Genomic DNA, 13196 nt, shown 5'->3' with positions numbered 1-13196 from the left:
TTTTTTCGTTTTAAAAAAACCATTGTAAAATTCCCGGAATCAGGATATAATGGGGTACCATAATCGGCACTATTGCGGAGGTCAAATCATGAAAATAAGAACGGTATGCACCATTTTGCCGCTTGTTCTTCTGCTTTCAGGCGGCTGTGACGATATTGCGTCGAATATACCCTATCCAGAAGCTGAAATTATCAACAAACATATCAGGGAATTGTCGCTGCTCGATCAAATGGGGGAATTCGAAGAACGGAAAGGGCCGATAACGGATAAAGGACCGTGCGTTTACAGCTATACACTACAAACGGGGAACGACGAAAATATCAATCTCGACCCGGACTGCTCATGGATTTATCCGGGCGCCCTATTCGACGGCTCAAGCATTCTCGACGGCGAATACGGCGTCATCGATGTCAATAGACGCAGACTCACCGTCACATTGTCTTCCATTTTTAAAATAAATTTCGGCTCGATCGACATCAATCCGGTGTATCCGGAAACCCGAAATTCACTCGCCTGTGTGGCGAGACCGCCGATACCGGAAGTGAATCATAAAATCGAAAACGTTTACAATGCCGATCATCTCAAGATACTTCTCCCCGTTCATTTAAAAACCGACCCGCCCATCGATACTATTTTTAATTTCGATCCGGCTTCGGTTACCAGGAAAAAGCTGATACAATACAAATATATCTATTATACCGCCTCATGCGATGCGCCGAAGAATCCCTCCGATTTTTTCGATCCGTCCGTCACATGGGAGGAATTGCGGCAATGGATCACGGAACCGGTTTCTCCCGTCTACATTTCCCGCGTAAAATACGGCAAAATGGGATTCATTTTCATTGAATCGGACGCCGATGACAATGATTTGACCGCCGCCCTGAATCACGCACTCGACGATGTTCCCGCGACGACGGAAAACGCCCTATTTTACAGAAAGATACTCGACAACAGCACGATAAAATCCCTGACGATCGGCCAGGAATCGAAGCAGGCAATAACGACACTTTCGGGATTTGATGATCTGAGTACACACGCATCGAGACTGAAGGATTACACCAAAATAAACGAATGTTACCCGATCATCTACAGCCTCAATTATCTGAAACTGCGTGAATTAAATACATTAGGCGTCGTCCTTTCCGCACAATATTATTTAACCGAATGCGGTAATGACGATCGGGCGTATAAATTGACCGTCAGCACCGTCCGCGACGACGGCATCCCGTATGAAATGGTTGCCGATGTAACATACGTAAACGAAATTCCCCTCGACGCGGTAGAGGAATACACCTCGGAAGGAACGGTGTACCGTTTCTCATATTGGGAGCCGTCGCAGACAGGCGTCATCATCGATGATATAACCATGAATCATACCACCGCCCATTACTTTGAAAACCATTGCACCATCATCGCACATTACGAGGAGACCGGAAGCATCGACCCGACTCCCTCCCCGCCCGCGGAAACGGTGACAAATCCGCCGACCTACACACTCACCTATGACACATACAATGCCGCGGGCGTCAAGTCCTCGCCGTCCCGTTCCAATCTCCAGTACGGCAGTACCGTGTCGATCAGTACCGCCGGAAGCTACTCCCATTCGGAAGGGACCATGATCTTCGACAGCTGGCGGGTTGCCTCCGGAAGTGCCCGGATTATCCAGGCGGGATCCGCGTCGAACGCATCGGTGACGGAGTTCAAGGCGAACACCAGGGTCGTCCCCGGCTACAGCCTCGAGCCCTCCGATCCGCCGCCCCCGCCGACACCCGAATACACGCTGACCGTCAGGTACCGCGCGTCCGACGGAACGGCAAAAACGGAAAACCACACCATGACCGCCGTCGATTCCGTCACTATCGGCACCACGGACCGCTACCGTGCGACCGACGGAACGACAATGCGGTTTCAGACGTGGGGAATTGCTTCCGGCAGCGCCGCAATCGAGAACGCGGGTTCGGCGGACGGCGCCGTCATCAAGAACCTGAGTAAGGATACGACGGTGGAAGCCTCATACATCGCCGTACTCCATACGCTGCAGGTTACCTATAATGATTCATCGGGAACATCGTATTCCGTCACATACAAAAATCTCAAGGAAACGGATACAATCTCGATCAGCACCGCGAGTCAGATAAATAGCGGGACGACACTTTACTTCAAACAATGGCATCTGTCCGGCGAGGCGGATATCGGAAGCCCGATTTCCGCAGGCACGTCCGTTACCAATTTCCGGGGCAATGCTTCGGTCAGTCCTGAATATGGGCGGTAGATATGACATTACGTAAAAAATCCTCGATACCCCGGTTCGTATTCGCGATAAAAAACCCGAATTCCGTATCTTCTCTTGAATAGAAACAGTATCTATAGTAAAGTTGCTGTAATTCTCCGGTGAAAGCGGCATCGGTCACCGGCAAATACAGAAGGAACCGGAACGGCAGCTGCGCCGGGGTATACCGTATATCCGGTCATCAGCATAAAAAGAGGAGACGATATGTTGCACTATATTACCTTTCCGGACTGGATCAAGCCGGAAATTATACCGGGAATCACCTTTATCCGGTGGTACGCCCTCATGTATATTATCGCGTTCGGTATTACCTACCTCCTTTTCAGGTACCAGATAAAGGAAAGAAAACTCCAGATAAAGGAAGACGATATATATAATGTTTTTTTCTGGGGTATCGTGGGACTCATCATCGGGGCCAGGCTGTTTGCCGTCACCGTTTACGACCGCCACGGCGAATTCCTGAAAAATCCGATTATCGCGTTTCTTCCCGTAAGCTGTGAAAACGGGGGGTGCCAGTTTACCGGATTCGCCGGCATGTCGTATCACGGCGGGGTGATCGGGTGCATTATCGGTGTGCTTATTTACACGAAAATAAAAAAAATCGACATCCTCGAGTGGGGCGACCTTATCGTCGCCGGGATTCCCCTTGGCTATACCTTCGGACGGCTCGGCAACTTTATCAATGGCGAACTCTACGGACGGGTGACCACCCTTCCCTGGGGCATGGTCTTCCCGGATGCAAGGGCAAAGCTTCCGGCCGACGACTCCTGGGTAAAAGCGACCGCGGAAAAACTCGGTATCGAGATTCCTCCATCGGGAATGGTCAATCTGCCGCGCCATCCGTCACAGCTGTATGAGGCCCTTTTCGAGGGAATCGTCCTCTGGCTTGCCATCTGGTTTCTTTTTCGTAAAAGAAAACCGTTTAAAGGATTTATCATCGGCACCTACATTATCGGCTACGGGTTGATCCGCTTTTTTATCGAATATGTCAGGGAACCCGATATCGGAAAATTTCTTTTTCCATTTGGTGAGGGAAAGAACGCTATATACCGCCTTGTCAGCCCGTGGAATTTCACGCTCGGACAGCTTCTCTGCTTCCTGATGATAATCGGGGGCATAGCGAGTCTTTTAATTTTCCGGCACCTTTCAAAACGGCAGGAACTGGAAGCGGCGGAGGCAAAAGAAAAACCGGATCTGAAAAAGTTACGAAAGAAGATAAAATAGGTATGGGCGATATTGGATTTGAACCAACGACTTCTGCCGTGTGAGGGTATTCCCATATACATGGTACCCATTTTTAGCCATTTCAAGATAATTTTACAGGATCTTGGCAGAATTACACATTTATTACATAGACAACATGGGAAAAAAAGACACGCTTTTGGGTATAATACAAAACATAAAACAGATAATGGACAATTTCTCTTATCCCGACACAGGTACAGATAAGTTTTTACAAATTTTCTTGACAAGTTTATTGGGTATTTCTCTGTGTCTTGGAATTGCTTCAATAGCCCCCGTTGCCGGATTCATCCATAATGAAAGAGAAGCTCCTTCTCTTTTAAGATAGCAACTGTTTTTTCGAAGATGCTTTAATAATACTTCCCTTTTCAATGAATATCACCTTGTTTTAACTACAATGGAATTCAACTCTATTGTATACTGATTGTTTCCTTAATGGCACCATCTGGAATTCCTCTTAAAGCATCTTCTCTTCTATCTTCCAAGATCAAAGAAATAGCATCTGCCAGATTTTTTTCACATTCTTTTATGGTCTTTCCTTGACCATTAGCTCCCGGAATTTCGGGACAATACCCTATATACCAATCTTCATCTTTTTCTATAATTGCTGTAAATTCATTGTGCATAATAAATACTCCTGATTATGGGCGATATTGGATTTGAACCAACGACTTCTACCGTGTGAAGGTAGCACTCTCCCGCTGAGTTAATCGCCCGTTTATCATGAGGATATATCAACCTCGACAACCTGTCAATAGTTTTTTTTGCGTGCGGTAATGACGACCGCAATAAGCGCGTTTTTCGAAAGCGGCGTAAAAAACGGCACATCGGATTTCAGCGACCTGCTTCTTCATAGGTCACGAACAAAGTAACATCTTGCTTTAATACCAGAAATATATTTTACCCATTTGAACATAAAAAAGTATCGTGCCTCCCAGAAGGGCAAGGAATTCCAAAACAAGGGGCAGGGGCCCGGAAATAAATAATAATGCGGTATATCCCGCCAAAATAAGCAGCGAGGCGACGACAATACCCAGAAACCGTTTCTGCCGTATGATTGTGGCGACAATGAAATTGATTACAATAATGATACTCAATCCCGAATAGATCATGCACACACCGCTTTCATCTCCGAGTTTGTAAAGGAAGGTCGAAAGAAACTCGGAAGTATCGAATGGAACGATATAGGCGATGATGATGGAAAGTATGACTGCGCCCCCGAGCAGGTTGCCGTATTTCTGGTATTTTACCTCGATCGAATAAAGACTCGAGAAGAAAAAACAAAGAAGGCCGAAAAATCTCCCGAAATAAACAATCCTTGAAGTGATGAGCCCGGTAAGGTTGAAATTCCAGACAAGATGAAAGAACAGACTCAGCAATCTCAAAGACTCGATGGAAAGGGAACAGATAAAGAGAGAAAAGAAAAACACCTCGGCGGAAGCGATGCGCTTGAACAGACTCCTGAAAATAATGGACATTGAAAAACTGAAAACCAGAAGTAATGAAAGACCGATGATAACGAATACGTAATGATAATTATTCTGATGTACGCCCTCATACATAAACCACCAGTACTGGTATGTATTGAACGTCGTATCATCAATGTGATATTCACCTGAAAGAAGCCCCGCCAGAATCAGGACGAACCCGATCATACAAACAAGAGAAACGAGGATTCCCGATAACAGGATGTTATTGCGTGCTCCGACAAGCATAGCCTTGCTATTGTGCACGATATGTTTGATTTTATCAAGATTTCGACTGCATAAATCCGTTTGGTTTTCCCAAATATCGGTTAAAAATCAACCGTATATTTTTCCGCATTCACCAAATATTTCACTACAGTAATCTCAAATAATATCGATATAGTATATAGAGGATCCTGATGAGACGAATACTGCTATTTTACTTGTTACTCATTGTCATCCCATTCCGTACTATGGCGGGAGATATTGCCGCCTTTGTCAACCTCGGTTTTTCGGATGATTCACGGTATTTTATGTTCGGACAGTTCGGCATCACCGAAAACAATTCGTTCCCCTATGCCGATCTTTATATCGTCGATGTCCGTTCGAATATTTTTACACCGTACGGTAAAAAAAATTTTTTTGCCCGGGAAGCTGTCGAACCGGGAAACAGCGGGATGGGGGCCCTGCTCAACCTTGTCGAACAAAATATCGCGCTTAAGGTAAAATACAATATCAACCACCTTGCGACCGGCCGCATTCTCTATCTTCTTTTGAACGGCGACACGCCAAAAGAAACCATTAGCTTCAGAGATTTCAATACGGGAAACACCTATAACGTCCGGCTTTTCCAAAACGCAACCGGAACGGGCAAGAATATATCCTCATCGTTTCATATCTCGGCAACCGTCACAAAAAGCTCCGGGGCCTCGGCATCATTGAATACAGGGCACCCCTCATTCGCGAGAACAGGGGTGGTGAAATATAAAATAAAACAAATCATTCTTGCACCAGACGAACGCTCGCTTGTCTTTGTCATCGAAAAAGAAGAAATCGACACAAAAGGCATCAATATCCGCTATATGGTTGAAACGGCAGTTATAGCATACTGAAATCATTCGATATTCCCGATATTTTCCCCGTTTCAGCAGCACTGCAAACGCATGAGACGGCGTCCGCCTGCGGTCTATCATCTGAAAGCGACAAGGGGCACCGTATTCTTTGTACCTTTCCTCCCCGCCGGAAGCAGCGGTTTACTTGACAGAGACCGCCTTTTCCGTATACTATCCACCATTGAATGAACAACATTTCGTGTCAAAGAAGGAGATTGTGTCATGGCATCTGTAAAGAATATCGGGATTATAACCAGCGGGGGAGATTGCGGCGGACTCAATGCCGTTGTCAAGGGTGCCGCCAAAACGGCGATTTCCAAAGGGATCAACGCCTACATCATTCCAAACGGGTACGCGGGGCTTTATAATCTAGTTGATATGGAGAAACTGGTATTACTTCAGGAAAAGCGGGTGGATGCCGTTTCGTCGGCCATCGCAGGTTCGGAAGCGGGACATTCACGTGTAAAAATATCCAAAATTACAGACCCGGATAAATACGAGAGAATCAAAAAGGGTCTTGCTAAGTTCTCTATCGACGGCCTTATCATATCCGGCGGAGACGATACGGGAAGCGTCGTTGTCGATCTCGCACAGCAAGGCATTCCATGTGTCCACGCCCCGAAAACCATGGATCTTGATCTTCAAACCTATTCCGTCGGGGCGGATTCGGCGATCAATAAAATTTCAAGGTTTGTCTCCGATCTTAAAACGACGGGGCAAACCCATAACAGAATCATGGTCATAGAAGTTTTCGGCCGTTATGCGGGACACACCGCATTCAGGGGCGGTATCGGCGCCGATGCGGACTGTATCCTCATCCCGGAAATTCCGACCGATTTCACGGTCGTCTACCAGCACATGAAAAAGCATTTCATGCAGCGGATTACCGCAAGCGATGTCAAGGCGGGAACCTACTCGATCGTTGTCGCCGAGGGGCTGAAAGACGCGAGCGGGTCGGATATTGTCGATGAATCGGCAGGTCTGGATTCATTCGGACACAAAAAACTCGCCGGCGCGGGAAAATATGTAAGGGACACGTTGACCAAAATGATCAAGGCCGACCCCGACATTCCCGAATTCATGAAACAACAGGGAATGTTCGTGAAGGGTATTTATGAGACACCGGAGATCAGGGATGTTCGTCCTGGACATCTTATCAGATCGGGAAGTACATCGTCGTTTGACGTCAATTTCGGAATGGAAGCGGGCGCGGCTGCGGTGCTGCTTCTGCTCAATGATATTACCGGTGTGACCGTCGTCAATGTTCATGAGGGAGAGATCCGGTATATGCCGACAAAAGAGGCGATCGTACAGCGGACGGTAAATCTCTCGACAATTGCGTTCTACGAGCAGCTCGATGTCTGTTTCGGAAGAAAGCCCGTAACGTATTCACCGGCTTTCAAGGAATGCAGCGGCAGGATTGACAGACATATGTAATCATATGGGGTATCGGGAGATTCCGCGGCCATGCGGAATGTGCCTTTTCGAATCATCGTCATCGCAGAAAGCAACGGTGAATGATATGTATGTAGTTATATCGAGGAAAGACCGCGGTACGTGAATGAAAAATCGAATACTCGCTTTACTTCTTCTTCCATTAATCCTTTCATGTATTATTCAGGACAATAAGGGGAGAATGAATGATGATTCACGATGGTATCGGCTCCGTAAAGGGACACTGACGGCGATTCGTTTTCCTCAGGCGACAGACGACCGGACGTTCCTGCCGTGGACGATACAGGAACGAATCACCGATTTCAGTATTTTTAACGGAAGGCTTTTTTTTACCGTCAACGGGTACGGACTTGTCGCGCTGAGTGAAAGCGGTAATCCCCGCTATGTTTCTACACCGCTGTACAATGAGGAAACCTTCAAATATAAAACCATGACTTCCCTCATCCCGGTAAAAGAAGCGCTTCTTTGCCATCTTTATTTTAATACGACGCTTTTCCCTTTTGACATTGCATCAATTACGACACGAAACGAGAATTTGATCAAACTCATTCCGGGGGAGAACATATGTCATATCCAGCCGGTTCTGTCGCCGACACAGATTGAAAAATCGGGATGGGAACTCGTCACCTTCCTGCCGGCGGACACATACCGCTATTACTGTGAATGGAAACTATCGTCGGAAACCCAATCGGAATTCGATTATTCGATATACGATCTGAATGAAAAAAAAGAGACCAAAATTACCAGGGATGATTTTCGTGAAGCCTATCATTTTGTCCGGTTCGATGAAGCCGGCGTTGAAGAGAACATGAAAACATTGTGCCGGTACTGTATCGATAAAAGCGGCTATGATCCCGGGGTGACGACATTTCATTTTCTCGTCAAATCCAAACAGACCAACCTCATCCGGCGTCTTGTCCATGAAGCGCCGATATCGATAAAAAGCAGGCTGTTCGAACTTATCACCATCCATATGTTCAGCGATGAACAAAAGATTTTCGCTTTGCTTCCGGACGGACATCTCCTCTCCGTCGACAAGCGATCGGGTTTGAAACATAAACAACGTCTCCCGGATCTTCCGGAAGGATTTTTCTATACGGGTTTTTTTATCAATAACGGCACCATCTTTGCATCGTGGGAAGAAACACAATTCATCAAGGTTGGTGCAGCGGGCCTTCTTGTCATTAAAAACGTAAACCGGCTATAGGCCTGTCATCACATCGATTTTCTAAAAAGGAGTCTGTTATGTTCTTTTTTAAAGCGGGCTTTTCGTTTACCATTAAAACATCGAAAACGGACTTCCGGCCCTACGGCCGCGGATCCGCCTCGATCCGGGACTGTTGCTCCGGATCGGGATTCGCAAGACGTCTTTCTATTATATTATCTGCGGTCATTATTCTATCGGCAGCCGGCTCCTGTACGGGAAAAAAAGACGGCAGCCGGGCGGCTATCAATGATGATGAGGTGTTCGCATATGAAAAACGGGTTCTTCTTGATATCATCGACGCACTCGAACGGTATAAAGGTAAAATTACAAATGCAGAAACGCCGGAAGCGATGACGGCCGCGAATTGGGAACTGGCGGAAAAGTTTGAACGGCTCATGCCGCAAATTGCCGGAGTGACGGAGAAACATCCTGAATGGGGAGAGCATCCGCCGCTGGAAATGGCCCCCTATATTCAAAAATATCTTTCTGCAAACAGGGAATTCTCAACAATGACAATGTTAATTGTCGAAAATTTTGTCGAAGAACATCCGGAGGACAGCGAACTTGCCCTCTCTTTTCAGGCGATAAAGGAATTGACAAAGAAAAAAGAAAAAGAAGCCGTCAAGGAGTGAGGATCCTTTCTTCGAGGAAAAGGCATATGTATTCGGCCTGAAAAAAATATCAAACCGGAAGTTTTTTAAAAAAAAGCTCGCCGTTTTAGGAAAAAGTCAGTATATTATCAGTAGATTAAATGAGGGTGCGACGGCCTGTCAGATTTATTCATTATTTGAGAAAATCCGGCGGGCCTTCTTTTTTATATGCGTCTTATTCCTGCGCTTCCGGTTCTTCTTCATCCTCACCGGTTGAATAACGCTTCCCAGACTCATCCCTGAAAAAGATGAAATGAACCGTTCTGGGAAGAAGGTTTTCTCGATCGAAATAAATCTGGTCACCGACCTGCTGTTTGGTAATTTTAAGAAGCTTCTGGCCCGACGGCGGTCCGACCGGGATTACCATGATACCTCCTATTTCAAGCTGATGCAGCAGAGGGGGCGGAATATGATCGATTGAACAGGTAACGATAATCCTGTCAAAATTTCCCTTTTGCGGCCATCCGTAATAACCGTCGCCATGCAATCGATGTATATTTGTGTAATTGGGATATTCACTTTCATATTTTTTATAAAGTTCGTCCGTTTCCATAGCCAGCTCTTCGATAATTTCTATCGTATAAATATAGTTGGAAAGCTCGGAAAGTAATGCGGACTGATAACCGGAACCGGTACCGATTTCAAGGACTTTATGCTGGGGCAACGGATTGATCGCCTGTGTCATCACGGAAACGATCCACGGATCCGTGATTGTCGCTCCATACCCTATCGGCATATAGGCATGCTCGTAGGCTCTGTGTATATTCCGCTGGCGGATAAAATTTTCACGTGGAGTTCTCAAAAAAGCTTCTTTAACCCGTGGATCCGTAATACTGTGCCAGGATAAAAGATCCTGCAGACAATCCCATCGCCAGGAAATGAATTTCTCTTTTTCATTCGTATGTTGAAGCATCCATTGTACGTATTCCTCCTTATTTTCCATAGGAGGATGGTCGGTACGCTGGAATATATCAATAGACGGGATATCCTCTTCTTTGTCCTGTTTTCCGGCATATTCCTCCCACTCGAACGATTCTTCAAGCGGAACCGGGGGGGCCGTCTGGGCGACCGCCGGATGAATCGCCCCAAAAGAAATATATCCGATCAATCCCCCGATGATACCGACAAGAAGATAGCTTACTACCCATATCGCGGTACCTTCTTCCGTGGTGCCATTGATACCGTGCTTCCGGGTTTTCTTTTTTTCATTCACCATTCCATGAACCGTCTTCGAACATTCATCACACAAATGTCCGGAGTGATCAACATCCACACCGCAGGAATGACACGATAAAATATCATGATTCTCCATTTTTGCTCAATAACTCACTTTCTTTTATCTATCACTCATATCCACCCGGGGTTTATTTTCTCTTCCCCGGGCTTTGACCGTCCGGCCGGACAAGGGAAAAAGAGCAACTGCCGTATTCTCCATTTGGCCGTATCTTCATCTCATACGGCAAGTATAGCGATATATAAAAACGATGTCAACGTTTTGTCTCACCGAACTGCCCGGGAAGACACGAGGCAGACAATACCAACACTCTATCACTCCAGGTTCGCGTGCCGTTTTCGAAAAGCATCGAGATCCAGTTTTAATTTCCGTGACAGAACATTAAAAAGGGCATCGAGGCAAAGACTCACCGTATGTTCGAAAATAGCCGCCCGGAGGACAATATCCGCTTCATCGACGGGGATTGGTATCACTTTATCCGCCACCATGGACAACGGAGAATCATTCGAGGCGGTGATAAGCACCACCTTCGCTCCCAATTCTTTTGCCCTCCTGGTGATATAGTCGGTATACCCCGTTTTTCCCGTACAGCTTATCGCGACAAGAAGATCCCCTTTATCGGCCGCGGGTGTCATCGTTTCACCCGGAATAAACGCGGTAAGACCGGCATGCATCAGTCTCATCCCAAAACTTCTCGCCACCAGACCGCTTCTTCCCGCTCCGGTAACAAAGGTATGTTTTACACGAGACAACATATTGGCAAGCATGATAAACAGATTCCAGTCGACTTTTTCAAGTGTATTTCCAATACTGGCAAGAAGTGAGAGGCCTTCACTTTTTATTCGTTCTCGATCCGCCATGTGGTCACCTCTTTTCTATCGGGCAATATTTCAGGCATATCCCGTGTGATTTTTTTATTTTGCTGTCAGCAAAAAACTGAAGGACAGTGTCCCTGAGGAGGTAATGTTCGGAGACGACATCCTCAAAGAAATATCACTTCAGGATATTATTCTCGAGGATTGTTGATTCAGCCGGTTTATCCGTTGTGCAAGAAGCCTGGCGAGAAAAATACCGTAGTGGGGGTTCTTCTTTATTGCATTGAGAAAGGCTTCTTTCGATATTTTTAACAGCACACTTTTCCCTTCGGATCTTACACTCGCCGAACGCCTGTTGTTGAGAAGAAACGACATTTCTCCCAGAAAGATATCATCAGGCGTCAGGTATGATATAACCTTTCCGTTCGCGATAATATTCAGTTTACCGGCCACTATATAATAGAGAAAATTGGATTCCTCACCTTCCTGGAAGACGATATCGCCATGCTGAAACACAATTTCTTCTTCCTCTGTAAATGCATGAGGCAATACATTGCTTGCAAGCGGTTGATGAGCAAGCTTGAATCTCACTTCATTACCTTTTTCATTATAGATGAGTTCATTAATATAAATCTCAGCCATCATGATTCCCCGCCCATGGAGTTCAAGGGGATCGGAAGATTCCATCTTCTTCTTTCTCTCCCTCCAGTCAAAACCATCCCCTTCATCTTTTATATAAAACGAAGATTCCTGCGGCGTGAGTTTGTATTCGAAATAAACCTTCTTTTTGTTTATCTGGGGGTCTCTGTTCTTCTGCCGTATAAGTTCAAAAATATCTTTTCCCGCATTCAACCATTCGCTTTTCTCGCGAAACGAAATCTTGCAATTTCCGTGTTCGATCGCATTGATAAGCAGTTCCGTAAGGGCGACATTCAGACTCTCCTTTTTCTCCTGATTGATATAATTGGAATTGAAGAGGTAATTTGAAATGAGGTGGGAATAGGTTACCACGTCAAAGGGATCATTATCGATAATAAATGAACCGGAAATATTCTTGAGAAACTGATTCTGAATATGCCGTTGAAACAGCATCTGGCGGTTTTGTTTGAGAATCCGAAGCACCCTCGGGAAACTGAAATCGAATCTCGTGTTTTGTATAAGACTGACGATATTCGTCCCCTTGACCTTGATATGGACTTCTTTTTCTTTTTCCGCTTCATATATACCGATAATGCCGCCATAATGAAGCCATGGATCCGCCTTGACCTCATCGATAATCTCATATATATCGATGGATCTATCCATGAAATTGAACACACTGATTTCCGGTAATTCATAATTGAGGTATTCAAGACATCGCGGTTTATCGCGTAAAAAAACAGGTTCGAAACCGCTTCCCCGCTCTTCACAAAAGGTGAGTATTCGATGATTCAGGCTTTCATCCGAATTTAAAACCGCAATTGTATTCATAATCCAACAGATTTAACTATAATATATTGATATATATCCGTCAATATAAAATGGGGCTTTTGGTCTTTATAGCGGATTATTTTGTACGCAATGCCTCCCGACAAATATAACCGGTCCGCCGGCCCCTTCTTTTTTTCAAGCAATGGCACACTTTATCCGATATTAATAAGGAATTCACGGATTTTCGGCCGCATGATTGTACAATCCGGGGAAATCGACATAATCGATGTGTAATAAAAACGCTTCCGGTTAAAA

The 13196-nt window shown here is 45.7% G+C and carries 11 protein-coding genes and 1 tRNA gene; 6 read left to right on the top strand and 6 right to left on the bottom strand.

Going from position 1 to position 13196, the window contains the following annotated elements; translation table 11 throughout:
* Positions 1–88 precede the first annotated feature (88 nt).
* Both JW881_06620 and lgt read left to right on the top strand, forming a co-directional pair.
* Positions 89–2272 (top strand): thiol-activated cytolysin family protein, encoded by a 2184-nt coding sequence (locus JW881_06620; GenBank protein ID MBN1697167.1) that lies wholly within the window; start codon positions 89–91, stop codon positions 2270–2272.
* Positions 2273–2494: 222 nt separating this feature from the next.
* A complete protein-coding gene (lgt, locus tag JW881_06615; protein MBN1697166.1) occupies positions 2495–3514 on the top strand; it encodes a prolipoprotein diacylglyceryl transferase in 1020 nt (339 codons plus the stop codon).
* A gap of 428 nt (positions 3515–3942) precedes the next feature.
* Here lgt and JW881_06610 read toward each other — a convergent pair whose 3' ends face one another.
* The 3 genes from JW881_06610 to JW881_06600 all read right to left on the bottom strand — a co-directional run bounded on the left by JW881_06610 (position 3943) and on the right by JW881_06600 (position 5247).
* Positions 3943–4158 carry a type II toxin-antitoxin system HicB family antitoxin gene (locus JW881_06610; GenBank protein ID MBN1697165.1) on the bottom strand — a complete coding sequence of 72 codons (216 nt, stop codon included), beginning with the start codon at positions 4156–4158 and terminating at the stop codon, positions 3943–3945.
* Between the two features lie 18 nt (positions 4159–4176).
* Positions 4177–4248, bottom strand: a tRNA-Val gene (locus JW881_06605).
* Between the two features lie 165 nt (positions 4249–4413).
* A complete protein-coding gene (locus JW881_06600) occupies positions 4414–5247 on the bottom strand; it encodes a hypothetical protein (protein ID MBN1697164.1) in 834 nt (277 codons plus the stop codon).
* Between the two features lie 170 nt (positions 5248–5417).
* On the opposite strand from JW881_06600, the gene JW881_06595 reads away from it, so the two are divergent.
* From JW881_06595 to JW881_06580, 4 genes are all read left to right on the top strand, one after another.
* Positions 5418–6110: a DUF2259 domain-containing protein gene (locus tag JW881_06595; GenBank protein ID MBN1697163.1), complete on the top strand. Its 693-nt coding sequence runs from the start codon at positions 5418–5420 to the stop codon at positions 6108–6110.
* 222 nt (positions 6111–6332) lie between these two features.
* On the top strand, positions 6333–7547 hold the full coding sequence (locus JW881_06590; GenBank protein ID MBN1697162.1) for a 6-phosphofructokinase: 1215 nt from the start codon (positions 6333–6335) through the stop codon (positions 7545–7547).
* Positions 7548–7671: 124 nt separating this feature from the next.
* Complete coding sequence (locus JW881_06585) at positions 7672–8772, top strand: hypothetical protein (protein ID MBN1697161.1); 1101 nt, start codon at positions 7672–7674, stop codon at positions 8770–8772.
* Positions 8773–8810: 38 nt separating this feature from the next.
* Positions 8811–9404, top strand: coding sequence for a hypothetical protein (locus JW881_06580; GenBank protein ID MBN1697160.1), 594 nt, complete (start codon positions 8811–8813; stop codon positions 9402–9404).
* Between the two features lie 193 nt (positions 9405–9597).
* On the opposite strand, the gene JW881_06575 is transcribed toward JW881_06580, so the two are convergent.
* The 3 genes from JW881_06575 to JW881_06565 all read right to left on the bottom strand — a co-directional run bounded on the left by JW881_06575 (position 9598) and on the right by JW881_06565 (position 12941).
* On the bottom strand, positions 9598–10638 hold the full coding sequence (locus JW881_06575; GenBank protein ID MBN1697159.1) for a protein-L-isoaspartate O-methyltransferase: 1041 nt from the start codon (positions 10636–10638) through the stop codon (positions 9598–9600).
* A 332-nt stretch (positions 10639–10970) separates the two neighbouring features.
* Positions 10971–11516, bottom strand: a complete 546-nt coding sequence (locus JW881_06570) for an SIS domain-containing protein (GenBank protein MBN1697158.1) — start codon at positions 11514–11516, stop codon at positions 10971–10973.
* Positions 11517–11654: 138 nt separating this feature from the next.
* Positions 11655–12941, bottom strand: a complete 1287-nt coding sequence (locus JW881_06565; GenBank protein ID MBN1697157.1) for a cyclic nucleotide-binding domain-containing protein — start codon at positions 12939–12941, stop codon at positions 11655–11657.
* Between the last annotated feature and the right edge of the window lie 255 nt (positions 12942–13196).

This window comes from Spirochaetales bacterium, from assembly GCA_016930085.1.
In the GTDB taxonomy this organism is placed as follows: Bacteria; Spirochaetota; Spirochaetia; order SZUA-6; family JAFGRV01; genus JAFGHO01.
Note: the sequence above shows the minus strand (reverse complement) of the source record. Positions and strands in the feature narration are given on the sequence as shown.

Coding starts and splice junctions, on each gene's coding strand:
- JW881_06620 (MBN1697167.1), top strand. CDS start 89: ATGAAAATAAGAACGGTATGCACCATTTTGCCGCTTGTTCTTCTGCTT.
- lgt (MBN1697166.1), top strand. CDS start 2,495: ATGTTGCACTATATTACCTTTCCGGACTGGATCAAGCCGGAAATTATA.
- JW881_06610 (MBN1697165.1), bottom strand. CDS start 4,158: ATGCACAATGAATTTACAGCAATTATAGAAAAAGATGAAGATTGGTAT.
- JW881_06600 (MBN1697164.1), bottom strand. CDS start 5,247: ATGCTTGTCGGAGCACGCAATAACATCCTGTTATCGGGAATCCTCGTT.
- JW881_06595 (MBN1697163.1), top strand. CDS start 5,418: ATGAGACGAATACTGCTATTTTACTTGTTACTCATTGTCATCCCATTC.
- JW881_06590 (MBN1697162.1), top strand. CDS start 6,333: ATGGCATCTGTAAAGAATATCGGGATTATAACCAGCGGGGGAGATTGC.
- JW881_06585 (MBN1697161.1), top strand. CDS start 7,672: ATGAAAAATCGAATACTCGCTTTACTTCTTCTTCCATTAATCCTTTCA.
- JW881_06580 (MBN1697160.1), top strand. CDS start 8,811: ATGTTCTTTTTTAAAGCGGGCTTTTCGTTTACCATTAAAACATCGAAA.
- JW881_06575 (MBN1697159.1), bottom strand. CDS start 10,638: ATGGTGAATGAAAAAAAGAAAACCCGGAAGCACGGTATCAATGGCACC.
- JW881_06570 (MBN1697158.1), bottom strand. CDS start 11,516: ATGGCGGATCGAGAACGAATAAAAAGTGAAGGCCTCTCACTTCTTGCC.
- JW881_06565 (MBN1697157.1), bottom strand. CDS start 12,941: ATGAATACAATTGCGGTTTTAAATTCGGATGAAAGCCTGAATCATCGA.